Source organism: Sphaerisporangium sp. NPDC049002 (genome assembly GCF_040649355.1).
GTDB lineage: Bacteria > Actinomycetota > Actinomycetes > Streptosporangiales > Streptosporangiaceae > Sphaerisporangium.
In genome coordinates this window covers 1-25,713 of the sequence record NZ_JBEZFH010000045.1, presented here as the reverse complement: position 1 = coordinate 25,713, position 25,713 = coordinate 1, and the positions used below count along the sequence as shown (strand labels likewise).

The 25,713-nt window shown below is 70.4% G+C and carries 26 protein-coding genes; 19 read left to right on the top strand and 7 right to left on the bottom strand.

Annotated features, from left to right (window positions below):
* Positions 1–34 precede the first annotated feature (34 nt).
* Positions 35–1,750 carry a S8 family serine peptidase gene (locus AB0B89_RS12455; RefSeq protein ID WP_358551542.1) on the bottom strand — a complete coding sequence of 572 codons (1,716 nt, stop codon included), beginning with the start codon at positions 1,748–1,750 and terminating at the stop codon, positions 35–37.
* Positions 1,751–2,013: 263 nt separating this feature from the next.
* Positions 2,014–3,540: a S8 family serine peptidase gene (locus AB0B89_RS12450; RefSeq protein WP_358551540.1), complete on the bottom strand. Its 1,527-nt coding sequence runs from the start codon at positions 3,538–3,540 to the stop codon at positions 2,014–2,016.
* Positions 3,541–3,909: 369 nt separating this feature from the next.
* Here AB0B89_RS12450 and AB0B89_RS12445 point away from each other — a divergent pair, with 369 nt between their 5' ends.
* Complete coding sequence (locus AB0B89_RS12445) at positions 3,910–4,869, top strand: tetratricopeptide repeat protein (RefSeq protein ID WP_358551538.1); 960 nt, start codon at positions 3,910–3,912, stop codon at positions 4,867–4,869.
* Between the two features lie 229 nt (positions 4,870–5,098).
* On the top strand, positions 5,099–6,508 hold the full coding sequence (locus AB0B89_RS12440) for an NAD-dependent malic enzyme (protein WP_358551537.1): 1,410 nt from the start codon (positions 5,099–5,101) through the stop codon (positions 6,506–6,508).
* Between the two features lie 33 nt (positions 6,509–6,541).
* On the opposite strand, the gene AB0B89_RS12435 is transcribed toward AB0B89_RS12440, so the two are convergent.
* Positions 6,542–7,237 carry a hypothetical protein gene (locus tag AB0B89_RS12435; protein WP_358551536.1) on the bottom strand — a complete coding sequence of 232 codons (696 nt, stop codon included), beginning with the start codon at positions 7,235–7,237 and terminating at the stop codon, positions 6,542–6,544.
* Positions 7,238–7,421: 184 nt separating this feature from the next.
* Between AB0B89_RS12435 and AB0B89_RS12430 the strand changes: the two genes are divergently transcribed.
* On the top strand, positions 7,422–8,000 hold the full coding sequence (locus AB0B89_RS12430) for a YqgE/AlgH family protein (protein ID WP_358551534.1): 579 nt from the start codon (positions 7,422–7,424) through the stop codon (positions 7,998–8,000).
* Here the strand turns inward: AB0B89_RS12430 and AB0B89_RS12425 are convergent.
* Entirely contained in the window at positions 7,943–8,605 is a 663-nt protein-coding gene (locus tag AB0B89_RS12425; protein ID WP_358551532.1) for a TetR family transcriptional regulator, read from the bottom strand. The two genes, AB0B89_RS12430 and AB0B89_RS12425, sit on opposite strands and share 58 nt — an antisense overlap.
* A 137-nt stretch (positions 8,606–8,742) precedes the next feature.
* On the opposite strand from AB0B89_RS12425, the gene AB0B89_RS12420 reads away from it, so the two are divergent.
* The 5 genes from AB0B89_RS12420 to AB0B89_RS12400 all read left to right on the top strand — a co-directional run bounded on the left by AB0B89_RS12420 (position 8,743) and on the right by AB0B89_RS12400 (position 14,536).
* Positions 8,743–10,314, top strand: a complete 1,572-nt coding sequence (locus AB0B89_RS12420; RefSeq protein ID WP_358551530.1) for a DHA2 family efflux MFS transporter permease subunit — start codon at positions 8,743–8,745, stop codon at positions 10,312–10,314.
* A 138-nt stretch (positions 10,315–10,452) separates the two neighbouring features.
* A complete protein-coding gene (locus tag AB0B89_RS12415; RefSeq protein ID WP_358551528.1) occupies positions 10,453–10,710 on the top strand; it encodes a DUF3039 domain-containing protein in 258 nt (85 codons plus the stop codon).
* A gap of 281 nt (positions 10,711–10,991) precedes the next feature.
* Positions 10,992–11,777, top strand: a complete 786-nt coding sequence (locus AB0B89_RS12410; RefSeq protein ID WP_358551526.1) for a zinc metalloprotease — start codon at positions 10,992–10,994, stop codon at positions 11,775–11,777.
* 103 nt (positions 11,778–11,880) lie between these two features.
* Positions 11,881–12,561 carry a hypothetical protein gene (locus AB0B89_RS12405; RefSeq protein WP_358551524.1) on the top strand — a complete coding sequence of 227 codons (681 nt, stop codon included), beginning with the start codon at positions 11,881–11,883 and terminating at the stop codon, positions 12,559–12,561.
* Positions 12,562–12,778: 217 nt separating this feature from the next.
* On the top strand, positions 12,779–14,536 hold the full coding sequence (locus tag AB0B89_RS12400; protein WP_358551522.1) for a DEAD/DEAH box helicase: 1,758 nt from the start codon (positions 12,779–12,781) through the stop codon (positions 14,534–14,536).
* 35 nt (positions 14,537–14,571) lie between these two features.
* Here AB0B89_RS12400 and AB0B89_RS12395 read toward each other — a convergent pair whose 3' ends face one another.
* The gene (locus tag AB0B89_RS12395) at positions 14,572–15,147 is read right to left on the bottom strand and encodes a nicotinamidase (RefSeq protein ID WP_358551520.1); all 576 of its coding nucleotides are present in this window, start codon (positions 15,145–15,147) and stop codon (positions 14,572–14,574) included.
* 106 nt (positions 15,148–15,253) lie between these two features.
* Positions 15,254–16,534: a nicotinate phosphoribosyltransferase gene (locus tag AB0B89_RS12390; protein WP_358551518.1), complete on the bottom strand. Its 1,281-nt coding sequence runs from the start codon at positions 16,532–16,534 to the stop codon at positions 15,254–15,256.
* 51 nt (positions 16,535–16,585) lie between these two features.
* Here AB0B89_RS12390 and clpS point away from each other — a divergent pair, with 51 nt between their 5' ends.
* From clpS to AB0B89_RS12365, 5 genes are all read left to right on the top strand, one after another.
* On the top strand, positions 16,586–16,876 hold the full coding sequence (gene clpS / locus AB0B89_RS12385; protein WP_358551516.1) for an ATP-dependent Clp protease adapter ClpS: 291 nt from the start codon (positions 16,586–16,588) through the stop codon (positions 16,874–16,876).
* The gene (locus tag AB0B89_RS12380) at positions 16,873–17,400 is read left to right on the top strand and encodes a DUF2017 domain-containing protein (RefSeq protein WP_358551514.1); all 528 of its coding nucleotides are present in this window, start codon (positions 16,873–16,875) and stop codon (positions 17,398–17,400) included. Before clpS ends, AB0B89_RS12380 begins: the two co-directional genes overlap by 4 nt.
* Positions 17,401–17,409: 9 nt before the next feature.
* Positions 17,410–17,820 carry a M67 family metallopeptidase gene (locus AB0B89_RS12375; RefSeq protein ID WP_358551512.1) on the top strand — a complete coding sequence of 137 codons (411 nt, stop codon included), beginning with the start codon at positions 17,410–17,412 and terminating at the stop codon, positions 17,818–17,820.
* 253 nt (positions 17,821–18,073) lie between these two features.
* Positions 18,074–18,352: a MoaD/ThiS family protein gene (locus AB0B89_RS12370; RefSeq protein WP_358551510.1), complete on the top strand. Its 279-nt coding sequence runs from the start codon at positions 18,074–18,076 to the stop codon at positions 18,350–18,352.
* 2 nt (positions 18,353–18,354) lie between these two features.
* Entirely contained in the window at positions 18,355–19,302 is a 948-nt protein-coding gene (locus AB0B89_RS12365; protein ID WP_358551508.1) for a cysteine synthase, read from the top strand.
* 68 nt (positions 19,303–19,370) lie between these two features.
* Here the strand turns inward: AB0B89_RS12365 and AB0B89_RS12360 are convergent, their stop codons facing one another.
* Positions 19,371–20,984: a DUF3352 domain-containing protein gene (locus AB0B89_RS12360; RefSeq protein WP_358551505.1), complete on the bottom strand. Its 1,614-nt coding sequence runs from the start codon at positions 20,982–20,984 to the stop codon at positions 19,371–19,373.
* A gap of 207 nt (positions 20,985–21,191) precedes the next feature.
* Between AB0B89_RS12360 and AB0B89_RS12355 the strand changes: the two genes are divergently transcribed.
* The 6 genes from AB0B89_RS12355 to AB0B89_RS12330 all read left to right on the top strand — a co-directional run bounded on the left by AB0B89_RS12355 (position 21,192) and on the right by AB0B89_RS12330 (position 25,707).
* On the top strand, positions 21,192–21,986 hold the full coding sequence (locus tag AB0B89_RS12355) for a thioesterase family protein (protein WP_358551503.1): 795 nt from the start codon (positions 21,192–21,194) through the stop codon (positions 21,984–21,986).
* 104 nt (positions 21,987–22,090) lie between these two features.
* Positions 22,091–22,993, top strand: a complete 903-nt coding sequence (gene murI / locus AB0B89_RS12350; protein ID WP_358551501.1) for a glutamate racemase — start codon at positions 22,091–22,093, stop codon at positions 22,991–22,993.
* Between the two features lie 9 nt (positions 22,994–23,002).
* Positions 23,003–23,755 (top strand): MBL fold metallo-hydrolase, encoded by a 753-nt coding sequence (locus tag AB0B89_RS12345; RefSeq protein ID WP_358551499.1) that lies wholly within the window; start codon positions 23,003–23,005, stop codon positions 23,753–23,755.
* 5 nt (positions 23,756–23,760) lie between these two features.
* Entirely contained in the window at positions 23,761–24,477 is a 717-nt protein-coding gene (rph, locus tag AB0B89_RS12340) for a ribonuclease PH (RefSeq protein WP_358551497.1), read from the top strand.
* Positions 24,474–25,088 (top strand): RdgB/HAM1 family non-canonical purine NTP pyrophosphatase, encoded by a 615-nt coding sequence (rdgB, locus tag AB0B89_RS12335; protein WP_358551495.1) that lies wholly within the window; start codon positions 24,474–24,476, stop codon positions 25,086–25,088. The genes rph and rdgB overlap by 4 nt, the downstream gene beginning before the upstream one ends.
* An 82-nt stretch (positions 25,089–25,170) precedes the next feature.
* Positions 25,171–25,707: a hypothetical protein gene (locus AB0B89_RS12330; RefSeq protein ID WP_358551493.1), complete on the top strand. Its 537-nt coding sequence runs from the start codon at positions 25,171–25,173 to the stop codon at positions 25,705–25,707.
* Positions 25,708–25,713 lie beyond the last annotated feature (6 nt).

Genomic DNA, 25,713 nt, shown 5'->3' with positions numbered 1-25,713 from the left:
GGGGATGGGTCCCTCCGTACCGGATTGAGCCGGGTCACAGGCGCACGGCGCGCAGGGCGTCGACGATGCCCTTGCCGTAGAAGCCGTTGGACGGCGTGGTCCCCTCACAGGTGTGGGTGGCCGTGACGGTCGGGCCGGTGGGCAGGATGCGGGTGTAGGTGTAGGCGGGCGGGTTCGGGCAGGACGTCTTGGTGGCCGTGCCCTTCATGATCGCCTCGACGGTGTCGGGGTCGAGCGTCTTGCCGTTCCGCCCGTCGCGGTGCCCGTACTTGCTGACGATCAGCGCCGCGACGCCGGCCGCGCGGGGCGAGGCCATCGAGGTGCCCTGCAGGTACTGGTAGTACGCGCAGGTCGTGCCGGCGCAGTCCTTGACCACGTAGTTCACGGTCGGGTTCCCGTCGGCGTCGATCTCGCCGTTGGCGATGGCGAGAGACTTGGGATAGGCCGACAGGGTGGCCTTGGTGATGTCGCGCGTGTTGTCCGGGGTGTCGTAGACGTCCCCGCCGGGGGAGGCGATGTCGACGAAGCCGTTTCCGTAGCTGGAGTAGTAGGCCTTGCGCTTGCTGATGCCGGTGGCGGACACCGAGATCACATGCTCACCCTCGGTGGGCATGGACACGCAGCTCGGCGGGATGGTCCGGCTGTACGGGGCCTGGCCGGGCACACTGGCGAAGTCGGGGCTGGAGGTGTCGAGGTAGTCCTTGGTGTAGTCGGCGGCCTGGTTGCCCGCGGCGGCCACCAGGGTGACGCCGTGCCGGTGGGCGTAGTTCAGGGCGCGCTGGGTCGCCTTGATGATGGTCGCCTGCTCCAGCCGGCTGTCGGGCGAGTCGGCGGGGTTGTCGGTGCAGTTGAACAGCCACGGGTCGATGTAGTAGCTCATGTTGACCACGTCGACGCCGATGTCGCCCGCGTAGGTGAGCGCGTCCACGGTGGGCTGCAGGAAGAAGTAGCCCGAGTCCTGGCCGGCGCGCAGGTTCACCAGGGTCACGCCGGGGGCGACGCCCGAGATGCCGAGCTTGTTGATCGGCGAGGCGATCGAGGAGGCCACGTGGGTGCCGTGCCCGCCCTCGTCCACGTCGTTCGGGTCGTTGCAGGACTGGTCGGGCTCCTCCTCGCACGGCCCGTCGACCACGTCTCCGTTGGCGTCGAAGGGGACGTCGACGGTGAAGTTGCGGCTGAGGGAATGGCTGAAGTTCGGGGCGATGTCGGGGTGCGAGCCGTCGACGCCGGTGTCGAGGATGCCGACCAGCACCTTGGAGTCACCCTTCTCGTACTTGTGGGCCTCCTCGGCGTGGATCTGCTTCATGTCCCACTGAAGGTCCGAGAGCGGCTCGGCCTTGGTGCTGCGGCCCCGCTTGACGGCTCCGTGCTCGCGGCCCTCCTTCTCGACGGCCTTCGCCTGGTCGGTGGCCCGGGCTCCGAACGCCGTCTTCGCGGCCTTCGGGACGCTGCCGATGATCCGGTCGCGGGCCACGCCGTCGATCGCGGCGTTGTCCTTGATCGCTGAGATGAAGCCGGCGTTCGTCGTGGTGACCGTGGCGAGGCCGACGGCCGTGTTCACCTTGACGACGGTTCCACCTGCGGCCCTGATCGCCTTCTGGGCGTCCTCAGCGGCGGCTCCTTCCTTGAAAAGTACGACGTACCCTGTCGCGGCCGCAGGGTCGGCCGTCGTTCGGACAGCCTGTGCCGGAAGCGCCACGGTCGCGGCGATCACGGCTGCAGCGGCGGTGACGACGAAGACGCGTCTCACACCCACCTCCAAGTGAGCTGAATTCCTGCCGAGCCCATCGTTCGCGATAACTGCTCCGCATCACAGTTCCGTGGGAATTTGCGACAAAGGCGTGACATATCGATGGCAGGCCCGTGTGGCACGGTCGCGACCATGAGCACGCGCCGGATGCGCACGATGAGGGTGGCGGCGGGCGACTTCGCGTCGCACGAGGACCGGTGGGCGCGAATGAGAAGGGGACCCGCCCCTCGCGGGACGGGTCCCCTTGATCGTGCTGAGGCCGGTTATCCTCTGACGGCGCGCAGGGCGTCGACGATGCCCTTGCCGTAGAAGCCGTTGGACGAAGCGGTCCCCTCACAGGTGTGGGTGGTCGTGACGGTGGCTCCGCTCTGCAGGTGGCGGGTGTAGGTGAAGGCGGCCGGGTTCGGGCAGGGCGTCTTGACGGCCGTGGACGTGAGGATCCGCTCGACGGTGTCGGGGTCGAGCGTGATGCCGTTCCGCCCGTCGCGGTGCCCGTACTTGCTGACGATCAGCGCGGCGACGCCGGCCACGCGGGGCGAGGACGCCGAGGTGCCCGACATGTACACGTAGTACCCGCACGTGGCGCCCGCGCAGTCCTTGACCACGTAGTTCACGGTCGGGTTCCCGTCGGCGTCGATCTCGCCGTTGGCGATGGCGACGGACTTGGGATAGGCCGACAGCACCCCCAGGGTGAGGTCGCGCTTGTTGTCGGCGGTGTCGTAGACGTCACCGCCGGGGGCGGCCAGGTCGATGTAGCCGTTGCCGTAGTTGGAGTAGTAGGCCTTGCGCTTGGTGACGCCGGTCGCGGACACCGCGATCACGTGCTCGCCCTCGCTCGGCAGCTGCGTGCAGCTCGCCGGGATGTCGCGTGTGTAGGGGGCCCGGCCGGGCACCATGGGGGGCGTCGGGCTGAGGGTGTCGACGAAGTCCTTGGTGAAGTCCGCGGCGATGTTGCCCGCGCCGGACACCAGGGTGACGCCGTGCCGGTGGGCGTAGTTCAGGGCGCGCTGCGTGGCCTTGATGATGGTCGCCTGCTCCAGCCGGTTCTCGGGCGAGTCGGCGGGGTTGTCGGTGCAGTGGAACAGCCACGGGTCGAGGTAGTAGCTCATGTTGACCACGTCGACGCCGATGTCGCCCGCGTAGGTGAGCGCGTCCACGGTGGGCTGCAGGAAGAAGAAGCCCGCGTCCCCGGCGACGCGCAGGTTCACGATCGTGACCTTGGGCGCCACGCCCGAGATGCCGAGCTTGTTGATCGGCGCGGCGACCGAGGCGGCCTGGTGGGTGCCGTGCCCGTCCTCGTCCACGTCGTTCGGGTCGAAGCAGGACCCGTCGGGATCTTCCTCGCAGGGGCCGTCGAGCACGTCTCCGTTGGCGTCGTAGGGGATGTCGACGGTGAAGTTGCGGCTGAGGGATCGGCTGAAGTTCGGGGCGATGTCGGGGTGCGAGCCGTCGACGCCGGTGTCGAGGATGCCGACCAGCACCCTGCGGTCACCCTGCTCGTACTTGTGGGCCTCGTCGGCGTGGATCTGCTTCATGTCCCACTGAAGGTCCGAGAGCGGCTCGGCGGTGGTGCTACGGCCCCGCTTGACGGCGCCCTTTTCGCGGACCTCCAGTCCGACGTCTCTCGTCTGGCTGGACGTGCCTGTGCTCAAGCCCTTCCGGCCGGCGTTGGGAACGCCCCCGATCGAGCGGTCACGGGCGACGCCGTCGATGACGGGGTTGTCCTTGATCGCGGATAAGAATCCTTCGTTCGCGGTGGTGACCGTGGCGAGGCCGACGGCCGTGTTCACCTTGACGACGGTCCCCCCTGCCGCCTCGATCGCCCTCTGGGCGTCCGCGGCGGCAACCCCTTCCTTATAAAGTACGACGAACTCGGTCGTGGCCGTGGGACTGGCTGTCGTTCGGACAGCCTGTGCCGGTACGGCCTGTGCCGGAACTGCCGCTGTCGCGGCGATCACGGCTGCAGCCGCGGTGACGACGAAGACGCGTCTCACGCGTACCTCCATGTGAGTTGAACCCTTGCGAGCCCAATCGTTCGCGATCACACCGACGAACCGCAAATTCAGGCGAATTTGCGATCAAAGCGTGACATTTTGATCGCAAGCCCGTGTGGCACCGTCGCGACCCGGAGCACGCGCGGGATGCGGCAGGATTGGACTATGAGCCCAGCGGACTTCACTCGACCGGCATCGTTGCAGGGGGCTGTGGACCTCGGCGCGCGCAAGCAGGCACTGGAAGCCCAGGCCCGTCGTGAGGCGGCCGCGGCGCAGGCGGCTTCAGGAGGCGCCCCGGCCACGCCGGGCGGCGCCGTGGTGATCGACGTCACCGACGAGACCTTCGCCACGGAGGTGATCGAGCGCTCCATGCGCGTCCCGGTGGTCCTCGACCTGTGGGCCACCTGGTGCGAGCCGTGCAAGCAGCTCAGCCCGATCCTTGAGAAGCTCGCCGCCGAGGCGGCAGGCAGGTGGGTGCTCGCCAAGGTCGACGTCGACGCGAGCCCCCAGATCAGCGGCGCGCTGCAGGTGCAGAGCCTCCCGACCGTGCTGGCCGTCTTCCAGGGCCAGGCGGTGACCGGCTTCCAGGGCGCGCTCCCCGAGGCGCAGGTGCGGCAATGGCTCGACCAGTTGCTGCAGGCGCTCGCGCAGTACCTCCCACCCGAGGGGGAGGCGCCCGAGGGCCAGGAGGCCCAGCCGGCCCAGCCGGCGGCCGACCCCGACCTGCTCGCGGCCGAGAAGGCCATCGACGAGGGCGACCTCGACGCCGCGGCCGCCGCCTACGAACGCCTGCTCGCCCGCGCCCCCGCCGACCCCGACGCCAAGATCGGCCTGGCCGGGGTGGGGCTCGTGCGCCGCACCCAGGGCCTCGACCCCGACACCGTGATGCGCCGGGCCGCCGAGAGCCCTGCCGACGTCGAGGCGCAGACCCAGGCGGCCGACGTCGAGATGCTCGGCGGCAGGGTCGACGAGGCGTTCGACCGGCTCGTCCAGCTCGTCCGCCGCACCTCGGGCGACGACCGCGACCGCGTACGCCGTCGCCTGCTCGACCTGTTCGACGCGCTCCCCGCCGGGGACCCCTCCGTCGCCAAGGCCCGCCGGGGTCTCGCCAGCGCCCTTTTCTGACCCGGGCACTCCTTCCGGCATGCGACGGCTCCCGTGCCCCATCGGGGCACGGGAGCCACTGCCGCGCACCGCGGGGGCCTGAACTGTGATCCTTTGTCGCGGGACGGCGGAAGCTCCCGGCCGGGTCTGGCACGATGGATATCCCCGATATGGAGCAGGCGAGCCGGATGCGCGACATCGAGCACCCGAGCGAGCGCGACCACAAGCACCCGCAAAGGAGCGGATTGACGTGGCCACCGTGCCGAGCGTGTCGTACTCGATCACCGTCCGTCTGGAGGTGCCGGCGGGCGGCAAGGCCGTCAGCCAGCTCACCCACGCGGTAGAGAACGCAGGCGGCGTGGTGACCGCCCTCGACGTGACCAATGCCGGTCACGAGAAGCTGCGCATCGACGTCACGTGTGCGGCCAAGGACACCGACCACGCGCAGGCGATCGTCGACAGCCTCGACGCCGTCGACGGCGTCATCCTGCACAAGGTCAGTGACCGCACCTTCCTCATGCACCTCGGCGGCAAGATCGAGATGCAGTCCAAGGTGCCGCTGCGCAACCGTGACGAGCTGTCCATGGCGTACACGCCGGGTGTGGCGCGGGTCTCGCTGGCCATCGCCCGCAACCCCGAGGACGCCCGCCGCCTGACCATCAAGCGCAACACTGTCGCGGTGGTCACCGACGGGTCCGCCGTGCTCGGCCTCGGCAACATCGGGCCGGCGGCGGCGCTGCCCGTCATGGAGGGCAAGGCCGCCCTGTTCAAGCGGTTCGCGGGCATCGACGCCTGGCCGCTCTGCCTGGACACGCAGGACGTCGACACCATCGTGGAGGTCGTCCGCTGCATCGCGCCCGGCTTCGGCGGCATCAACCTTGAGGACATCTCGGCGCCGCGGTGCTTCGAGATCGAACGCCGGTTGCGCGACCTGCTCGACATCCCCGTCTTCCACGACGACCAGCACGGCACGGCCATCTGCGTGCTGGCCGCCCTGACGAACGCGCTGCGGGTCGTCGGCAAGGCGCTGCCCGATGTGAAGATCGCGATGGCAGGGGCCGGAGCCGCGGGCACGGCCGTGCTGCGACTGCTGCTGGCGGCGGGGGCGCGCAACGTCGTCGTCTGCGACTACCTGGGCGCGGTCCACAAGGGCCGCGACGACCTCGACGACTCGCTGCGCTGGATCGCCGAGAACACCAACGCCGAGGGGTACGGCGGTGACGTGCGGGGCGCGGTGAAGGGCGCCGACGTGTTCATCGGCGTCTCGGCCCCGGGCATCCTCAACGGCGACGACATCGCCACCATGGCCGACAGGGCGGTGGTCTTCGCGCTGGCCAACCCCGAGCCCGAGGTGTCGCCCGACGACGCCAGGGAGCACGCGGCGGTGGTCGCCACCGGCCGGTCCGACTACCCGAACCAGATCAACAACGTGCTGGCCTTCCCCGGCGTCTTCCGCGGCCTGCTCGACGCGCAGTCGCGCATGGTCACCGAGGCCATGCTGCTGGCCGCGGCCAACGCCCTGGCGAACGTCGTGTCGGTGGAGGAGCTCGGGCCGAACTACATCATCCCGAGCGTCTTCCACCCCGACGTCGCGGGCGCGGTCGCGGCGGCGGTCCGGGAGTCCGCCGGCGGCAAGGTGCGGGGCTTCACGGAGGCGTAGGCACGGAGGCGTAGGACCGGTGCCGTGCCCCCCTTACAGCTCGGGGTGGCGGCGCCGGCCGTACGGCGAGCGCGGGCGCATGAGCGGCTCGGCGGGCGTGCGGCGCGGCCAGATCATGCCGACCCACCACAGCATGCCGCCGAAGACCACCAGGCCCACGGCGGTCGCCATCTTGCCGTACAGATCGGCGGGCGGCCCGGTGTAGGGCAGGTGGCGGGCCTGCTGCCCGCGGAGCAGAGGGTTGTACCTGTGGGCGCGAAGGCTGTTGTGATGCTGCTCGCCGCTCTGCCGCTCGTCGCTGTCCCCGCTGCTCTCGCTGTAGACCGACTCGCGGTACTCGCCGTAGGACTCCTCGCCGGTCTCACAGCGCGACCAGACCTGGTACCTCGTGGTGCCCTGGTCGGCCAGGGTGACCCCGATGCGCTCGGTGGAGCGCGGTTCGACGTAGACGGGGATGGTGCGCTCGACGCCCGGCCACAGCAGGCCGTTGCGCACCAGGGTGTTGCCCCGGTAGACGGAGTACTCCACGGTGCCGTGGTCGCGCGGGGCGGTCATGACGACGTTGGCCCTGCTCGCGGGACACTCGACCCGGGAGACGGCGACGTCGACGCGCCCGTCGCCCCCGTCACGGTCGTCCCCGGCTGTGCCGGCGGCGTGTGAGGTGCGGGCCGCGGGGACGCCGACGGCGGCGCCGACCGCCATCAGCGCCACCAGTATCAGGCGGGTCATTCGGGCCCTCCCTTCGCTTCGCGGCTCTCTGCGCGGCGCGGATTCCGCAAACTGATCCTCCAGCGGGTGATCTCTGACACGGAGAGTTCCCACTTGATCGCCATGAGTAACATAAGGCAAGGTGAAAGCCGTCTCTCATGGGGGTCAGGCGCGCGTTTGGGGCATCACGCGTCATGATGGATGCATGGCGGAGGCGATCTACGTCGGCGGGCTGCTGGTGGCGACGCCACTGCTGGACGATCCGAATTTCCGGCGCGGTGTCGTGTTGGTGCTCGAACACGACGAAGACGGAGGGACCCTCGGCGTCATGCTCAACCGGCCGAGCGAGGTCACCGTGACCCAGGTGCTCCCATCGTGGGACTCGCTCGTGAGCGGGCCCCCTGTGCTCTTCGAGGGGGGCCCTGTCCAGACCGACAGCGCGCTGGCCCTGGCCTCGGTGCCGAGCGGGGAGGAGCCTCTCGGGTGGCGAAGGCTGCACGCGGGCACCTCGGCGGTCTCCAAACTCGGCACGGTCGACCTGGACGCTCCCCCCGAGATCCTCGCCGGTGAGATCACGCAGATGCGCATCTTCGCGGGGTACGCGGGCTGGACGGCCGGCCAGCTGGAGGCCGAGATCCGCGAGGGCTCGTGGTACGTCGTGGAGGCCGAGCCCGGTGACACCTTCGACTCGCGGCCCTCGAACCTTTGGCGGTCGGTGCTGCGCCGTCAGCCCGGCGAGCTGGCCTTCGTGGCGACCTGCCCGGACGACCCCAAGCTCAACTGATCCCAGCCGGGGCGCAGCGCGCGCTCGGCGAGGGTCAGGGCCCTGTCGACGTTGGCGACCAGGGTGGCGAGGTGGGCGGCCCCGCCGACCGAGCACTCGAAGCCGACGCGGATCGCCGATGTGATGAAGCCCACAAGCAGGCGGGGTCGCGGGTCGGTCGCCGGATCCGTACCCTGGCGACGGGCCATCTCGACCGTGAGCAGCTTCTCGGTCTCGGACATGCGGGCGAAGCTCGTGGCCAGCAGTGCGGGGTTCCCGTCGATCACCTGCCTGTGCTTGAGGAACCGCTCGGTGTCCTCCTCGGCGGTCCTCTCCATCGTGTGGATGAACTCGCGGAAGGACTGAACGAGGGCCGCCAGCGGGGGCTCGTCGTCGGGCCGGGCCGCGAGGGCGGCGGTGATGAGTTCGTTGTACTCGACGGTGAAGTCGAGCGCGAGGTCCTCCTTGCTGCCGAAGTAGCGGAAGAACGTGCGCGGTGAGACGTCCACGGCCGCGGCGATCTGGTCGACGGTGGTGGCTTCGTATCCCTGGGCCAGGAACAGATCGAAGGCGGCGTCGGTCAGAGCCAGCCGGGTCTGGTGCTTCTTGCGCTCCCGAAGACCCATGCCGGACACCTCCTAGAAACGTTCACTTCACATTCTGCCACAAGTCACCATCTGTCGTATAAAAGAGTTTGTCATCTGTCATGGACTGACATAAATTACCGGTTGCTGACCACTCATCGAAACAGGGGGACCTTTCCATGGCACAAGCGCTGGCCGCGCCACCAGACGCGACGGCTCGACGTGGCCACGGCCATCCGTGGCTGACGCTGCTCGCGGTCGCTTTAGGCGTGATCATGGTAATGCTCGACGGCACCGTCGTCGCCATCGCCAACCCGGTGATCGGCAAGGACCTGGGGGCATCGCTCTCGGACCTTCAGTGGATCACCAGCGGTTACCTGCTCGCGCTGGCCGTCTTTCTCATCACCGCGGGCAAGCTCGGTGACCTCTTCGGGCACAAGAGGGTCTTCATCGTCGGCATCGCCGGTTTCGCCCTCACCTCGCTGGCCATCGGCCTCACCTCGTCCATCGGCGTGCTGATCGCCCTGCGCGTGCTCCAGGGCCTGTTCGGCGCGCTGCTCCAGCCGGCCGCGCTCGCCCTGCTCCGCGCGGCGTTCCCGGCCGAGCGGCTCAACATGGCGATCGGCATCTGGGGTGCGGCGATCGGCGTGTCGAGCGCCGCGGGCCCCATCGTCGGCGGCCTGCTGGTGGAGAACGTCAGCTGGCAGTCGGTCTTCTTCATCAACGTGCCGGTCGGCATCGTCGCGCTGATCGTCGGCCTGTGGGTGATCAAGGAGAGCAAGGCCGAGTCGCTGTCGAAGATCGACATTCCGGGCGTGGTCCTGCTGTCGGGGGCCATGTTCTGCCTGGTGTGGGCGATCATCAAGGCGCCGGGCTACGGCTGGGGGGACGCCAAGACGATCGCGTTCGTCGCCGGCGCCGTGGTCCTTGGCGCCGCCTTCGTCTTCTGGCAGCGCAAGGCGGCCGAGCCGCTGCTGCCGCTCAGCCTGTTCCACAACGCCTCGGTGTCCATCGGCACCGCGTTGATGGTGCTCATGGCCTTCTCGATGTTCGGCGCGATGTTCTTCCTCACGTTCTTCTTCCAGGGCGTGCACGGCCTGTCCCCTCTGGAGTCGGGCATGCGCATGCTCCCGATGAGCGCCGGCATGATCGTCGCCTCGCCCCTGGCCGGCTTCGCGCTGAGCAAGTTCGGCCCGAGGGTGCCCATCGCCGCGGGCATGCTCATCACCGCCACCTCGATGTTCCTGCTTTCCCGCCTCGGGATCGACGCCGGGTACGTGGACACCGCGATCCCGTTCGCGCTGCTCGCCTTCGGCCTGTCGCCGGTCATGGTGGGAGCCACCGAGGTCATCGTCGGCAACTCGCCGGTGGAGCTCAGCGGCGTCGCCGGAGGCATGCAGCAGTCCGCCATGCAGGTGGGCGGCTCGCTCGGCACCGCCGTGCTCGGCGCGCTGATCACCGCCAAGGTGGCGGACGTCCTGCCCGGCCACCTGGCCGACGTCAAGATGCCGGCCACCGGCGCCCAGGTCGACGCGATGAAGGACCTCGTCGCGCTCGGCGTGGCGCCCGTGCCGCCGGGGGCCGCCAAGCCCGTCGCGGACGCGATCACGCAGGCCGCGCACCTGTCCTTCCTCGACGGCATGCACTTCGGCTTCGGCGTGGCCGTGGCGGTGGCCGTCGTCGCGGCCATCCTGGGCCTGTTCGTCAAGGCGGGCCGCAAGGTCGAGGACGCCCCCGTCCACGTGGGCTGACCGCCCGTACGGGCCGCTCTCTTCCGGCCCGGCACTGGTGTCGTCCGGTACGGCTCGCGCCCTTCGCGCGGGCCGTACCGTCATGAGTGAGGCGTTCGTCAGCCTGAGCGCGCCCGCGCGCACGTAGACTCGGATGTCGTGAGCACGAAGATCCTTCCCGAGAGCGAAGTGCGCCCGAACCTCTCGCATGGCGACGAGGGGGACCACGAGCGGTTCTCGCACTACGCCGACAAGAACAAGATCACTGAGAGCATGGTGACCGGCACGCCGATCAGGGCTCTCTGCGGCAAGGTGTGGGTGCCCAGCCGCGATCCCAAGAAGTATCCCGTGTGCCCCGAGTGCAAAGAGATCTACGAAGGGCTCCCGCTGGGCGGCCAACCGGGCGACGGCAAATGAGTGTTGCTCCCGGCTGATCGGCGCCACTGAAGCTACCGTCAGCACTCCGACCAGGAACAACGGGGGAGTGCATGGTGCGGCGCACGGTTGCCGTGTCTTTGGTGTGCCTGTTCACGCTCGCAGGCGTGCCCGGCTCGGCTCGCGCGGCGGCCACGCGCTCCTGCGGGCATGCCCGGCCACCGGGGGCCGAAACCCGGGAGGCCGGGCGGCGCACCCCCGATGCCCGCGTGCCGAGACCCGGCACGCGCGGGGCCGAGCGGCGCGCGTCGCCCTCCCGCGTGATGAGGCCTGAGACGCGCGGAGCCGAGCCGTACACGATCGGCGCCCGCGAGGCCGCCCGTATGCTCTCCGGCATGCGCCGGCGACTACGCTCCCCGCACGCCGAGCCGCCGGCCGTCACGGTCACGGTCCCCCTGTGGATCCACGTCATCACCGACGGTCGCATGGGGGCCTCGGACATCTCCCTGGGCACGCAGGTCGACACGCTCAACGCCGCTTACGGAGGCCGGCTGGGCGGCGTCGACACCGGTATCCGCTTCGTCCTCCGGGGCGTCACCCACACCGACAACCCCACCTGGTTCCGCGAGCCGCTCGGCAACGAGTCGGCGATGAAGCAACGGCTGCGCAAGGGCGGGGCCGAGACGCTCAACCTCTACGTGGCCCAGCTCAGCGAGCTGGTGCTGGGCTACGCCACCTACCCGCACTGGTACCAGAGCCGCCCGAGCCTCGACGGCGTCGTGATCGACTGGCGCAGCCTGCCGGGAGGCGCCCTGCGCGACTTCTCCAAGGGGTACACCGGGGTTCACGAGATCGGGCACTGGCTCGGGCTGCTGCACACCTTCGAGAACGGCTGCGCCCAGCCGGGCGACTCCGTCGACGACACCCCGCCCGAGGCCACTCCCACCCAGGGCTGCCCCGCGCGCAAGGACACCTGCCCGGACACCGGTGAGGACCCGATTCACAACTACATGGACTACGCCCACGACCGCTGCATGTCGGAGTTCACCGCCGGCCAGGCCGCCCGGATGCGCGAGATGTGGAGCGCCTACCGAGCCCCCGCGACCTGACACCGGCGGGCCGGTTTCCATAGTTTTCCTGCTCGATAATCGAGGTGCTCGTTGACGAACGGGTGCCTTCGGTGCCGATACTCAGTGCACGGGAGGAGGCACCGTGGACGAGCACCGCATCGAGCGACGGCCGTATGGCGATCGGGCATGGCCTCCGTCCGAGGCCGAGGGCCTTCCTCCGTCGGCCCGGCTGTACGGCGCGCCCGCCCCGCCGGCGCGGGTCAGGGTGCCCGCCTGGCTCAGGAGGGCGCTGGTGTTCGCCCTGGCCCTGGCGACGGGTGTCGCCCTGGTGGCCGGCACCGTCGCCTTCGCCGTGAACCGACTCAACGCGCCCGGTCCCGCGGTGGACGTCGCGGACCCGGCGGCGGGCGTCAGCTACCCGCTGCCCCAGGGGTGGCGGCGCGGCATGGTTCCTCCGGTCACGGGGTTCACGTCCGTCGCCACGGCCGGCGGCTCGGCGCTCGTCATGACCCGGCCGGGGGAGTCCGTGGCGGTCTCCGGGCCGAAGGCCGCGACGCTCGACCTGGCCGACCTGTACGGGCGGCTGCTGCTGCACGGCGACACGGTCGACGTGGTCGACGACCGGCCCATCACGGTGGGGGGGTACGCCGGCCACTCACGGGCGCTGCGCGCGAGCTACACCGACGTGGTGAACCAGCCGTCTTACCTTCGCGTGACACTTCTCACCAAGGACGACCGGAGCGTGGTGGTCCTCGGCCTCGCCCAGCCCGACGACCCGGCGCGGCGGGCCGAGATCGACGCCGTCGTCAGGGGCCTGAGGTAGCCGGACTCAGGGCGCGTTGGTCACGGCGCGTGAGGACGTGGTCCCTTCTAGCACGGGAAGGGTGGCATGGCGAGAATCCCGGAGGGTCGGCACGTCTTGTCGGTGGTCCCCACTATGGTGGCTTCACTGTGAGGGAGCGAAACGAGCGCAGCGACAAGACGATCAATGGGGGCGACGCCCCGGCGGTCCGCAGAGGCCATCTGGTGAGGAGGTCGGCGTGAGCTCGTTTGCCGCGTCCCATCTGTCACCCTCCTATCCCGACCGCGCCGCGTGGGGCACCGCGCCGAAGCTCCGCGCGTGGCAGCAGGAGGCCCTCGACCTCTATTTCCGGCGCGAGCCGCGTGACTTCCTCACCGTGGCGACCCCGGGCGCGGGCAAGACGACGTACGCGCTGCGCATCGCCAGCGAGCTGCTGGGCCGTGGCGTCGTGCGCGCCGTGACCATCGTCACGCCCACAGAGCACCTCAAGCGGCAGTGGGCCGACGCGGCCGGCAGGGTCGGCATCGCCATCGACCCCGAGTTCAAGAACAGCCAGGGCGCCACCTCCCGCGACTACGCCGGCGTCGCGGTGACCTACGCCCAGGTGTCGATGCATCCCGCGCTGCACCGCGCGCGCACCGAGGCCCGCAAGACGCTGGTCATCTTCGACGAGATCCACCACGCGGGCGACGCCAAGTCCTGGGGTGACGGCGTGCGCGAGGCCTTCGAGCCGGCCGCCCGGCGGCTCGCCCTCACCGGCACCCCGTTCCGGTCCGACACCAACCCGATCCCCTTCGTCACCTACGCCGAGGACGGCGAGGGCGTCCGGCGCAGCCTCTCCGACTACTCCTACGGGTACGGCCCGGCGTTGGCCGACGGCGTGGTCCGTCCCGTCATCTTCCTGGCGTACGCGGGCGAGATGCGCTGGCGCACCCGCGCGGGCGACGAGATCACCGCGACGCTCGGCACCCCTCTCACCAAGGACCAGCTCGGCCAGGCGTGGCGCGCCGCCCTCGACCCGAAGGGCGACTGGATCCGCCAGGTGCTGCTGGCCGCCGACAAGCGGCTCACCGAGGTGCGGCGGGGCGTCCCCGACGCGGGCGCGATGGTGATCGCCACCGACCACGAGACGGCCCGCGCGTACGCCAAGCACCTGCGGGCGATCACCGGCCAGGGCGCCACCATCGTGCTCTCCGACGACCCCGGGGCCTCCGGCAAGATCAAGCAGTTCAGCGCCTCAGAGGAGCGCTGGCTGGTCGCGGTGCGCATGGTCTCCGAAGGCGTCGACATCCCGCGTCTCGCCGTCGGGGTGTACGCCACCAGCGTGTCGACCCCGCTGTTCTTCGCCCAGGCCGTCGGGCGCTTCGTCCGCGCCCGCAAGCGGGGCGAGACCGCGTCGGTGTTCCTGCCCTCGGTGCCGACCCTCATGGGTCTGGCGGGCGAGATGGAGGCCGAGCGCGACCACGTGCTCGACCGCAAGATCCCCGAGGAGGGCCTCGACGACTTCCTCGTCGACGAGGCCCGGCAGAAGAAGGACAATCCCGACGTCCTCGGCGACGAGCTGCCGTTCGAGACCGTGGAGGCCTCGGCCACCTTCGACCGCGTCCTGTTCGACGGCGGCGAGTTCGGCACGGCGGCGGAGACCGGCTCGGCCGAGGAGGAGGACTTCCTCGGCCTGCCGGGGCTGCTGGAGCCCGACCAGGTGGCGGTGCTGCTTCGCAAGCACCAGGCCGACCAGCAGGCCGCCAGGCGGCGTAAGGCGGCCGATCCCGCGCCGCCGCCGGTCCTCGCCCCCCACGAGGAGATGGCCGCGCTGCGCAAGGAGCTGAACGGCCTCGTGGGGGCCTGGAACCACCGCACCGGCCAGCCCCACGGCGTCATCCACGCCGAGCTGCGCAGGGCCTGCGGCGGCCCTCCCATCGCCCAGGCGTCCGGCGACCAGATCCGCCAGCGCATCGAGACGATCCGCAAGTGGGCCACCCAGCGATCCCGCTGAGCGGCGGGCACCCCGCGGCGCGCTGACCGCTCCCGTCAGGGGCCGGTGACGATGGGCGCGCCGGTGAGCTCCACCCCGGCGGACCGCAGCTCGGCCAGGGCCGTCTCCGTGGTCGCCGGCGCGACGCCCGCCGTCAGATCGAGCAGCACGCGCACCGCGAAGCCGTTCCCCGCGGCGTCGAGCGCGGTGGCCCGTACGCAGTGGTCGGTGGCGATGCCCACCACGTCGACGCGCTCGACGCCCCGGGAGGTCAGCCACTCGGCCAGGCCGGTGCCGTCGCCGCTCTGGCCCTCGAAGCCGCTGTAGGCCGCGCTGTGCCTGCCCTTGCTGAAGATCTCCTCGACGGCGGAGGTGTCCAGCGCCGGGTGGAAGTCGGCCCCGGCCGTCCCCACCACGCAGTGGGCGGGCCAGGTGCGCACGTAGTCCGGCCGGTCGGCGAAGTGCGCCCCGGGGTCGACGTGGTAGTCACGGGTGGCCACCACGTGGTCGTAGCCTCCGGCGGCGGCGTGCGGGCCGATGGCCGCCGCCACGCGCGCTCCGCCGCCCACGGGCAGGCTGCCGCCCTCGCAGAAGTCGTTCTGCACGTCCACGATGACAAGGGCTGTGCTCATGAATGCTCCTGAGGCGCGACGGGGGAAAGCTCCACCGTCGCCGAGAATATCCGGCATATCACCCGAAGGCCGGGGTGTGCGCCCACGCGGGAGCACACGAGACGCCCTACGAGAAGACCGTCGGGATCACCGCGTCACCTTGCAAGAGCTGATGCGCGAGAGCGGGAAGCTCGGCCACGGACGTACGGTGCCGTTCCCTGGCGGCGGCAAGGGGCTCGCGCCCGACGATCTCGCCGCCCCGCACGAGCTCGCGCAGGAGCGGCCTCGCGCCCCCGGGGACGGGCGCTCCGGGTGAGGTGGTGACCAGCTCGGCGACCGCTGTGCCGCCCTCCAGGGCCCGGAAGGCGTACTTCCTGCCCCCCTTGCTCGGTTTGCCTACCGACTTCTTCGCCACCGGGCTGAGCGCGCCCTCGGAGTCCTCGCGGGCGACGAGCTTGTAGACCATGGCGGCCGTGGGCGCGCCCGACCCCGTGACCACCGAGGTGCCCACGCCGTATCCGTCGACCGGGGCCGCGGCGAGGGCCGCGATGGCGTACTCGTCGAGGTCGCCGGTGACCACGATGCGCGTCTTCGTGGCGCCGAGCGAGTCGAGCATCTGGCGCACCTCGTGGGCGGCCACGGCCAGGTCGCCCGAGTCGATGCGCACGGCCCCGAGCTCCGGCCCGGCGAGCTCTACCGCCGTCCGTACGGCCTTGGCGACGTCGTAGGTGTCGACGAGCAGGGTGGTGCCGGGGCCGAGGGAGTCGATCTGGGCCTGGAAGGCGTCGAACTCGGAGCTGTGCAGCAGGGTGAAGGCGTGCGCGCTGGTGCCGGCCGTCGGCACGCCGTACACTCTCCCGGCCATGAGGTTGGAGGTGGAGGAGAACCCCGCGAGGTACGCCGCCCGCGCCGCCGCGACCGCCGCCAGCTCGTGCGTGCGGCGGGAGCCCATCTCGATGATCGGGCGCGTGCCCGCCGCGTGGACCATGCGGGACGCCGCCGTGGCGATCGCCGAGTCATGGTTGAGTATGGAGAGGATCACGGTCTCCAGCAGGACGGCCTCGGCGAACGTGCCCTCCACCACCATGATCGGGGAGCCGGGGAAGTAGACCTCGCCCTCGGGGTAGCCGCACACGTCGCCGGAGAAGCGGTAGTTCGCGAGGAAGTCGAGGGTCTGGTCGTTCACCACCCGGTTCTCGCGGAGGTAGGAGATCTCGGGCTCGCCGAAACGGAATCCGGCGAGGGCCTCCAGTACCCGCCCGGTGCCCGCCACCACGCCGTACCGCCGGCCGAGGGGCAGGTGACGTGCGAAGACCTCGAAGACCGCGCGCCGGCCCGCGGCTCCGCCGGCCAATGCCGCCTGCAGCATCGTCAGCTCATAGTGATCGGTGAGCAACGCGCTGCTCATGGCAATCTTCACAAGTCGAAGACTACGACCGGGGTAGGGCAGGATGGGAACGTGGGTAGTACCGCTCCAGCCGAGGTCGAGCGTCCGTCGACGGACGTCCGTCCCGAGCTTCCGTGGCTGACCATCGTCTGGAACGACCCGGTCAATCTGATGTCATACGTCACCTATGTGCTGCAGACCGTCTTCGGCTACCCGAAGCCCAAGGCCGAGAAGCTGATGCTCGACGTGCACCACAAGGGCAAGGCCGTCGTGGCCAGCGGCACGCGTGAGGAGATGGAACGCGACGTGCAGATCCTTCACTCCTACGGGCTCTGGGCCACCGTCCAGCGGGACTCCGCGTGAGCACCGGCTTCAGCTCGGCGGGGAGCGGCGCGGTCACCATCCTGCTCGACGCGGGCGAGGCCTCGATCCTGCGCTCGCTCGTCGCGCAGGTCCTCGGCCTCGTCGAGCCCGGCGCCACCGGCGACGATCCGCTTGAGAGGGCGCTCGGCATCGGGTCCGCCGAGGAGCCGTCCGACCCGGTGCTCGCCCGGCTGTTCCCCTCCGCGTACGCCGACGACGAGAAGGCCTCGGCGGAGTTCAGGCGTTACACCGAGGCCACGCTGCGCGAGGGCAAGCGCGCCGACGCCGAGACCCTGCTGGAGACCGCCGAGCAGGGCAAGGTCGAGCTCACGGCCGAGCAGGCGCAGTCCTGGCTGCGGGCGCTCAACGACGTGCGGCTCGCGCTGGGCGTGCGCCTGGAGGTCACCGAGGAGGTCCACCAGGAGCTCTCCGAGATGGCCGAGGACGACCCGCGCTACCCCGCGTACGTCACCTACGACTGGCTCACCTACCTCCAGGACACACTGGTCCGGGCCCTTTGGTAACTTCCAGGCATGCTGACGATCTCACGGGAACTGGTCGACAAGATCATCACCCACGCCTGGGCCGATCACCCGGATGAGGCCTGCGGGGTGATCGCCGGGCCGGCCGGCTCCGACCGTCCCGAGCGCTTCATCCCCATGGAGAACGCCGAGCGATCTCCGACGTTCTACCGCTTCGACTCCATGGAGCAGTTCCGGGTGTGGCGCGAGATGGACGACCGCGACGAGGAGCCCGTGGTCGTCTACCACTCCCACACCTCGACCGAGGCGTATCCCTCGCGCACCGACGTGAGCTACGCCTCGGAGCCCAACGCCCACTACGTGCTGGTGTCGACGGCCGACCCCGACGACGTGCAGTTCCGTTCCTTCCGCGTGCTGGACGGCGTCGTGACCGAGGAGAAGGTCGAGATCGTCCCGGCATGACCCCTCCCCGCGCGACCATCTGCACGGACATCGGAAGCTGTAGAGTTGGGAACATGCTGACGATTGACCCGGAGTCGGGGAGCGCCCGGGTGCGCCCCGGGCATTCGTCGCCCGTGCAGAACCATCTTTTCGCGCATACTCCCTTCGCCGTCGTCTACGACTGTTCCTGATCACAGGAATCCCCGCCCGACCAGCCTTGTTCGCACTCGTTGGGTGCACCGTGACGACAACTGACCTAGGAGATTGACCCGCGATGGCCATCGAGGTTCGCATTCCGACCATCCTCCGCACCTACACCGACGGAGCGAAGTCGGTCGACGCCGCAGGCGCGACGCTGTCCGACCTCATCGGTGACCTGGAGTCCCGCCACCCGGGCCTGCGGGCCCGCATCGTCGACGACTCCGGCCTGCGCCGGTTCGTCAACGTCTACCTCAACGACGAGGACGTCCGCTTTCTCGGCGGCCTGGACACCCCCGTCGCCGACGGCGACACCGTGACCGTGCTGCCCGCCGTGGCCGGGGGCAGTCGCTAGTCATGCGCTTCGACTCGCTGATCGACTCGGTCGGGCGCACTCCGCTGGTCGGGCTGCCGCGTCTGTCCCCTTCTGAGGACGTGCGCGTCTGGGCCAAGCTGGAGGACCGCAACCCGACCGGGTCTGTCAAGGACCGCCCGGCGCTGTGGATGATCGAGCAGGCTGAGAAGGACGGCCTTCTCAGCCCCGGCTGCACGATCCTCGAACCGACGTCGGGCAACACCGGCATCTCGCTCGCGATGTCGGCCCGGCTCAAGGGCTACAACCTGATCTGCGTCATGCCCGAGAACACCTCCGAGGAGCGCCGCCAGCTGCTGCGCATGTACGGGGCGGAGATCATCTCCTCGCCGGCGGCGGGTGGTTCCAACGAGGCCGTACGGGTGGCCAAGAACCTGGCCGCCGAGAACCCCTCCTGGGTGATGCTCTACCAGTACGGCAACCCGGCGAACTGGCGCTCGCACTACGAGTCGACCGGGCCCGAGATCCTCGAAGACCTGCCGTCGATCACCCACTTCGTCGCCGGGCTCGGCACCACGGGCACGCTGATGGGCGTCGGGCGCTACCTGCGCGAGCGGGTGCCCGGCATCCAGATCGTGGCCGCCGAGCCCCGGTACGGCGAGCTCGTGTACGGCCTGCGCAACGTCGACGAGGGCTTCATCCCCGAGATCTACGACGCCGGCGTGCTGACCACGCGGTTCTCTGTGACCTCGGCCGACGCTCTGAGGCGTACGCGCGAGCTGCTCGGCACCGAGGGCATCTTCGCCGGAATCTCCACGGGCTGTGCTCTGCACGCGGCCCTCGGCATGGCGGCCAAGGCGGCCAAGACGGGGGAGCGGGCCGACATCGCGTTCATCGTGGCCGACGGCGGGTGGAAGTACCTCTCCACCGGCGCCTACGAGGGCACGATCGACGAGGCGGAAGACCGTCTCGAAGGCCAGCTCTGGGCCTGATCCCCGTACGGGACGACGAACGGCCGTCTCCTTTGGGAGGCGGCCGTTCAGACTGAGCTTCGGTTGATTCAGTTGAACAGCACTCGCAGGCTGAAAGAAGTGGTGTCGCCGGACTGCCTGCCGCTGAGGCCCACGGCCCGCAGCGCCTGGAGGTTGGCCCGATCGTCGCCGTGGAAGCCGTCCAGGTAGTACTTCTCGATCTTGTCGAGGTCGACGAAGAGCGCGGCGGTCGCCGCGTCCGCGTCCGGAATCGCGATTTTGAACGTCTCGCTGTCGCCCAGCGTCCCCTGCTCGTTCAGCTTGCCCGCGTAGTCCTGCGAGCTCGCGAGGACCAGCTTCCCGTCCCCCGCCGCCTTGGCGATCCGCGGAGCCCCGGCCCCCGAGTCGGTGAGGAAGCGCTCGATCTTGGAGACGACCTCCTGCGCCTTGGCGGGGTCGGTGGTGAGCACGGCGCCGACGTTGGGCACCGCGCCGTCGAGGCCCTGCGCGTCCACCGCCACCGTGAGGTTCTTGCCGAGAAGTGTCACGAGGTCGGCCGGTAGGGCGATGCCGTACATCTGCTGGGCCTGGGTGACGAAGTCGGTGAAGGCCTGGCTCCCCGCGGGGCCCTCGGCCGCCTTCATGATCTGCGGCCACTGCTTGGCGAGCGTGTCGCCGAGGCCCGAGACCGACAGGGCTCCGGAGGTCGAGGCGGGCAGGGTGCTCAGGCGGATCCCCCCGGGGTCGGCCGGCCCCTGCACGGCCGATCCGCGGGAGATCCCGGTCAGTTCCGCGTAGCCGCTGTCGAACCGCAGGGCCCCGGCGAGGCGCACGTTCTTGATCATGTCGAGCGTGGCGGTGTCGGTGGGCATGGCGGCTCCCGCCGCCTTGGCGATCTCGCCCACGTTGCCCCAGAACGAGAGCACACCGGGCTCGCCGACGGCCTTCAGGTCGGCGGCGAAGTCGGCGTTCTGCGACAGCGGCGCCGCCGTGACGTAGGAGTCGGCCGCCGCCTGGGTCTCCGCGAGGATCGCGTAGTCCTCCCTGAACGCCAGGCCCTTCAGCTCGCCGCCCGCGTTGAGCTTGGCCAGCCCGGTGCGGGCCCCGGCCTCGTCGGTGACCTGGACGGCCACGGCCACCTGGGGCGTCCGCTTTCCTGACTGCGGGGCAAGGAGCCCGAAGCCGAGGCGGGAGCCGATCCAGGGCTCGACGTCGCGGGCGTAGTCGACCTTGGCCAGGTCCTCGCTGTTCTTGCCGAGCAGGTCGAAGAGCGCCTTGCGCGGGTCGTCGCCGGTGAAGCTGTCGCGGGTGGCGGAGAACTTCCTGGCGAGGGTGAACAGCGCCACCTTCTGGTTGGCCGCCGGGTCCAGGTCCACCCGTACGTACGCCAGGGTGCCGGAGGGGAGCACGTCCTCGGGCTGCGTGCCGCCACCGCTGAGCAGGGTGACGGCGTACACGCCGCCACCGCCGACCACGACGACCAGGACGGCCGCGATGATCGCGAACAGCCATCCCCTTCCCGTCTTCCTGGCGGACGGCACGGGCGGGCCGAGTTCCTCCTGCCGCCAGGGAGGCGGGCCTGAGGGCTGGGCGTAGGGCTGCGTGTAGGGGCCGGGGCCCTGGTCGGGCACCGGGTGCCGGTACGACACGGTCCGGTCGGGGTCCTGGTTGAAGGGGTACGGGGGGAGCGGTTGACCTGACATGTTCCACTCTCGGGGCAATTAGGAGGGATTCACGGAGAACCTAAGCCGCCCCGGTAGAGAGACGCTTGCAGCGCGCTTTACACCGGACCCCCTCGGCCGGCGGCCTTCGTGAACCGCTCCCGCCGAGCGCCCGCCCGAGGGCATCGGTAAGGTATTGGGCCAGAACAACATTCCGGTGCGGGTGGCGAAGCGAGGCAAGAAGTACAGATGACGAAGTTCGACGAGGCCACGCAGGCGATCAGGGTCGACGAGACCACGTACGACGTGTGCCTCGATCCCGGGTACTCGATCGGGGGGCCGCTCAACGGCGGCTACCTCATGGCCGTGCTGCTGCGCGCCGTCGTGGACGCCTCACCGCACGACCACCCGGTGTCCACCGCCGCCCAGTTCCTGCGGGCGCCGGCGCCGGGGCCCGCGCGCGTACGGCTGGAGCAGCTCAAGGCAGGCAAGACGGCCGCGATGACCCGGGCGACCCTGATCCAGGACGGAACCGCCTACATCGACACGCTCGTGACCACGGCCACGCTCGGCGGCGGCGCCGCGAGCGTGTGGGCCGAGCCTCCCGCGGCCGCCATGCCTCCCATCGAGGACTGCGTCGCGCTGCCGGAGCCGAAGCCCGAGTCCAACATGACCCTCAACGCCCAGATGGAGATGCGGTTCGACCCGCCGACCATCGGCTGGCTCACCGGCGAGCCGTCCGGGCGGCCGGAGTCGCGCGCGTACTTCCGCATGTCGGAGCCCCAGGATCCCGATCCCTTCATCCTGGCCCTCGCCGTGGACGCGCTGCCGCCCGTCGTCTTCTCGGCGGGATGCCGGGGCTGGGCCCCGACGGTCGAGCTGACCTGGCACCTCCGGGCCCTGCCCGCGCCCGGCTGGCTGACCCTCATCGGCCAGGGCCGCCTGATCAGGGACGGCTGGTTCGACGAGGACGTCGAGGTCTGGGACTCCGAGGGAAACCTGGTCGCCCAGTCGCGCCAGCTCGCCCGCCTCGGCCGGGGCTGACCGGCCGGCGGGGGAGCGGCGCCCTCAGGCGATCATGAGGGATTACTCCGATGTGAGGATTCTTACCGTGAGCGATTGGTGACGGTCCCCTAACCTTGGGAATCATGTCGGACATCGGGAGCGTCGCCCACGCGCCGTGGGTCAGCGTCATCGAAGCAACAGACGACCAGAGTGCTCAGGAGGACCCCGCCATAGGGGTCTTCGACAGCGGCGTGGGAGGCCTCACGGTCGCACGGGCGATCATCGACCAGCTCCCGAACGAATCGATCCTGTACGTCGCCGACACCGCGCGGCAGCCGTACGGGCCGAAGCGCATCGCCGAGGTGCGCGCCTACGCCCTCCAGGTGATGGACCACCTCGTCGAGCACGACGTGAAGATGCTCGTGATCGCCTGCAACAGCGCGAGCGCCGCGGTCCTGAGGGACGCCAGGGAGCGCTATGACGTCCCGGTGGTGGAGGTCATCCAGCCGGCGACGCGCAGGGCCGTACGGGCCACCAGGAACGGCAGGGTGGGGGTGATCGCCACGCGGGCGACGATCGAGTCCATGGCCTACCAGGACTCCTTCGCGGCGGCGCCGGACGTGCGGCTCACGGGCGTGGCGGCGCCGCGGCTGGTGGAGTTCGTGGAGCGGGGCGAGACCATGAGCGACGAGCTCATCGAGGTCGCGAGGGAGTACCTCCAGCCGGTGATCGACGACGGCTGCGACACGCTGATCCTCGGCTGCACGCACTACCCGCTGCTCACCGGCGCCATCTCCTACGTCATGGGGAACGGCGTCACGCTGGTGTCCAGCGCGGACGAGACGGCCAAGGACGTCTTCCGCGTCCTGCATGACCGCGGGCTGGCGGGCCAGGGCTCGGCGCCCCGCCACAGATTTCGCGCGACCGGAGACGGCACGCTGTTCGCCGACCTCGGACGGCGGTTCCTCGGACCCGAGATCGGTACCGTCGAGCGCGCGCTGGTTGGGGACGTTTCGGGTGAAGAGGCGTTGACCGCGCCGAGTTAGGAGGCCGCCGTGAAGTTGACGATCGTCGGGTGTTCCGGGAGCTTTCCCGGTCCGGACAGTCCCGCCTCGTGTTACCTGCTGGAGGCGGAGGGGTTCCACCTGCTTCTGGATTTCGGCAACGGCTCCCTCGGGGTCCTCCAGCGGCACATCGGCCTGTACGACGTGGACGCCATCTGCCTGTCGCACCTGCACGCCGACCACTGTCTCGACCTGTGCGCCTACCACGTGGTGCGCACCTACTCGCCCGACCGCACGCTGCCCCGCGTGCCGGTCCACGCGCCCGAGGACGCCCCGCGCCGCCTGGCCGCCGCCTACGGCATGGACGAGGAGCCCGGCCTCGAGACCGCGTTCGACTTCGTGCCGCTGGCGCCGGGCACCTTCTCGGTGGGCCCGTTCGAGGTGACGGCCGCGCCGATGAACCACCCCGTGGAGACGTACGGCTTCCGCGTCTCGCACGGCGGGCGCTCGGTGGCGTACTCCGCCGACACCGGGGAGTCCGCCGAACTGGTCAAGCTCGCCGCGGGCGCGGACATCCTGCTGTGCGAGGCGTCCTTCCTCGACCGGCCGGACATCCCCGTGGGCCTCCACCTGACCGGCAGGCAGGCCGCCGAGCACGCCGCCCGGGCGGGCGTCGGCACGCTCGTGCTCACCCATCTGGTGCCGTGGTACGACCCTTCCGAGATCTTCGTAGACGCCTGCCGTGGCGGCTTCGAGGGCCGCGTGGAACTGGCGCGGAGCGGGGCCGTGTATGACCTAAGGTGAGGCTCATGGCACGTGACGATGGACGTAGTCCCGATCAGCTTCGGCCGGTGACGATCACCCGCGACTGGCTCGCCCATGCCGAGGGCTCGGTCCTCGTGGAGTTCGGGGGCACCAAGGTGCTGTGCGCCGCCTCCGTGCAGGACAGCGTGCCTCGCTGGCGCAGGGGGAGCGGGCTCGGCTGGATCACCGCCGAGTACGCCATGCTGCCCCGCGCCACCAACACCCGCACCGACCGCGAGTCGGTGCGCGGCAAGATCGGCGGGCGCACGCACGAGATCTCCCGCCTGATCGGGCGCTCCCTGCGGGCCTGCGTCGACTACAAGGCCCTCGGTGAGAACTCCGTCTTGCTCGACTGCGACGTGCTGCAGGCCGACGGCGGCACCCGCACGGCCGCCATCACCGGGGCCTATGTCGCCCTGGCCGACGCCGTGGCCTGGATGCGCAAGCGCAAGATGTGCCCCGGCGACCCGCTGGTCAACTCCGTGGCCGCCGTCTCGGTGGGCATCGTCGGTTCCACTCCGCTGCTCGACCTCTGCTACCGCGAGGACGTCGCCGCCGAGACCGACATGAACGTCGTCATGACCGGCTCCGGCGAGTTCGTCGAGGTCCAGGGCACCGCCGAGGGTGTCCCGTTCGACCGTGCGACCCTCGACGCCCTGCTCGACCTCGCTGGCGCGGGCTGCGCCGAGCTGACCCTGCGCCAGCGCGAGGCCCTGTCGTGAGCGCGGTGCCGAGGGTCGTGCTGGCGACCCGCAACACGGGCAAGATCGTCGAGCTCCGGCGCATCCTGGCCGAGGCGGACGAGAAGACCGAGCTGGTCGGGCTCGAGGAGTTCCCCGAGATCGGCGAGGTCGCCGAGACCGGCCTCACCTTCGCCGAGAACGCCCTGCTCAAGGCGCACGCGGTCGCCTCGGCGAGCGGGCTGCCCGCGATCGCCGACGACTCCGGGCTCTGCGTCGACGCTCTGAACGGTATGCCCGGCGTCTTCTCGGCCCGCTGGTCGGGGTCCCACGGCGACGACGCCGCCAACCTCAGGCTCCTGCTCGCCCAGGTGTCCGACGTTCCCGATGGCCGCAGGGGCGCCCACTTCGCGTGCGCTGCGGCGATCGCCCTGCCCTCGGGGCACGAGCGCGTCGTCGAGGGCACGCTCGCCGGGGCGGTGATCCGCACGCCGCGCGGCACCAACGGGTTCGGGTACGACCCCGCCTTCGTCCCCGAGGGCGAGAGCCGCACGACCGCCGAGATGCCGCCCGGAGACAAGGACGCCATCAGCCACCGGGGCCGCGCCTTCCGCGCCCTGGTGCCCGTCATGCGTGAGCTGCTCGGCTCCTGAGCCGCGATGGCGCATGTGGGGCCGGTCTGCCGTAACCAGGGCGTAAGAACCGTGCTGGGGGTTTGGGCGTAGCGTTCCGTGTGTGAACACGAACCAGACGCGCCCGCGCGGCGACGCATGGGCGGCGACGCTCATCGGCGCGGTGGCGGGCGCGGTCGCCCTCGGGGTCGGCCAGCTCGTCGCGGGCCTGTTCAACCCGAAGGCGTCCCCCGTGATCGCGGTCGGCGACGCGGCGGTCGACCGTACGCCCGCCGCGCTCAAAGAGTGGGCCATCCGCACTTTCGGCGCCAACGACAAGCTGGTGCTGATCTCGGGCATCGTCGTCGTGCTGGTCCTCATCGCCGCGGGGCTCGGGCTGCTGGCCCGCAGGCGTACCGGGTTCGGCACGGCCGGCATGATGCTCTTCGGCGTCGTCGGCATGGCGGCCGCGTTCAGCAGGCCGGACTCCGGCCCCCTCGACGTCCTCCCGTCCATCGTCGGCGCGGGAGCCGGCGCGTGGGCGCTGAGCATCCTGGTGCGCCGCACCTGGCTGCTTTCTGGGGAGAAGCGAGCGTTCTTGGAGAAAAGAGGTCATATCGCGGCTACGCTCGATTCATGGTCAGGCAGCAGACAGCGGTAGTACCGG

Excerpts from the sequence above, each read along its gene's own strand:
- AB0B89_RS12445 (WP_358551538.1), top strand. The coding sequence starts at position 3,910 with ATGAGCCCAGCGGACTTCACTCGACCGGCATCGTTGCAGGGGGCTGTG.
- AB0B89_RS12435 (WP_358551536.1), bottom strand. The coding sequence starts at position 7,237 with ATGACCCGCCTGATACTGGTGGCGCTGATGGCGGTCGGCGCCGCCGTC.
- AB0B89_RS12430 (WP_358551534.1), top strand. The coding sequence starts at position 7,422 with ATGGCGGAGGCGATCTACGTCGGCGGGCTGCTGGTGGCGACGCCACTG.
- AB0B89_RS12425 (WP_358551532.1), bottom strand. The coding sequence starts at position 8,605 with ATGGGTCTTCGGGAGCGCAAGAAGCACCAGACCCGGCTGGCTCTGACC.
- AB0B89_RS12420 (WP_358551530.1), top strand. The coding sequence starts at position 8,743 with ATGGCACAAGCGCTGGCCGCGCCACCAGACGCGACGGCTCGACGTGGC.
- AB0B89_RS12410 (WP_358551526.1), top strand. The coding sequence starts at position 10,992 with ATGAGGCCTGAGACGCGCGGAGCCGAGCCGTACACGATCGGCGCCCGC.
- AB0B89_RS12395 (WP_358551520.1), bottom strand. The coding sequence starts at position 15,147 with ATGAGCACAGCCCTTGTCATCGTGGACGTGCAGAACGACTTCTGCGAG.
- AB0B89_RS12390 (WP_358551518.1), bottom strand. The coding sequence starts at position 16,534 with ATGAGCAGCGCGTTGCTCACCGATCACTATGAGCTGACGATGCTGCAG.
- AB0B89_RS12375 (WP_358551512.1), top strand. The coding sequence starts at position 17,410 with ATGCTGACGATCTCACGGGAACTGGTCGACAAGATCATCACCCACGCC.
- AB0B89_RS12370 (WP_358551510.1), top strand. The coding sequence starts at position 18,074 with ATGGCCATCGAGGTTCGCATTCCGACCATCCTCCGCACCTACACCGAC.
- AB0B89_RS12365 (WP_358551508.1), top strand. The coding sequence starts at position 18,355 with ATGCGCTTCGACTCGCTGATCGACTCGGTCGGGCGCACTCCGCTGGTC.
- AB0B89_RS12360 (WP_358551505.1), bottom strand. The coding sequence starts at position 20,984 with ATGTCAGGTCAACCGCTCCCCCCGTACCCCTTCAACCAGGACCCCGAC.
- AB0B89_RS12355 (WP_358551503.1), top strand. The coding sequence starts at position 21,192 with ATGACGAAGTTCGACGAGGCCACGCAGGCGATCAGGGTCGACGAGACC.
- murI (WP_358551501.1), top strand. The coding sequence starts at position 22,091 with ATGTCGGACATCGGGAGCGTCGCCCACGCGCCGTGGGTCAGCGTCATC.
- rph (WP_358551497.1), top strand. The coding sequence starts at position 23,761 with ATGGCACGTGACGATGGACGTAGTCCCGATCAGCTTCGGCCGGTGACG.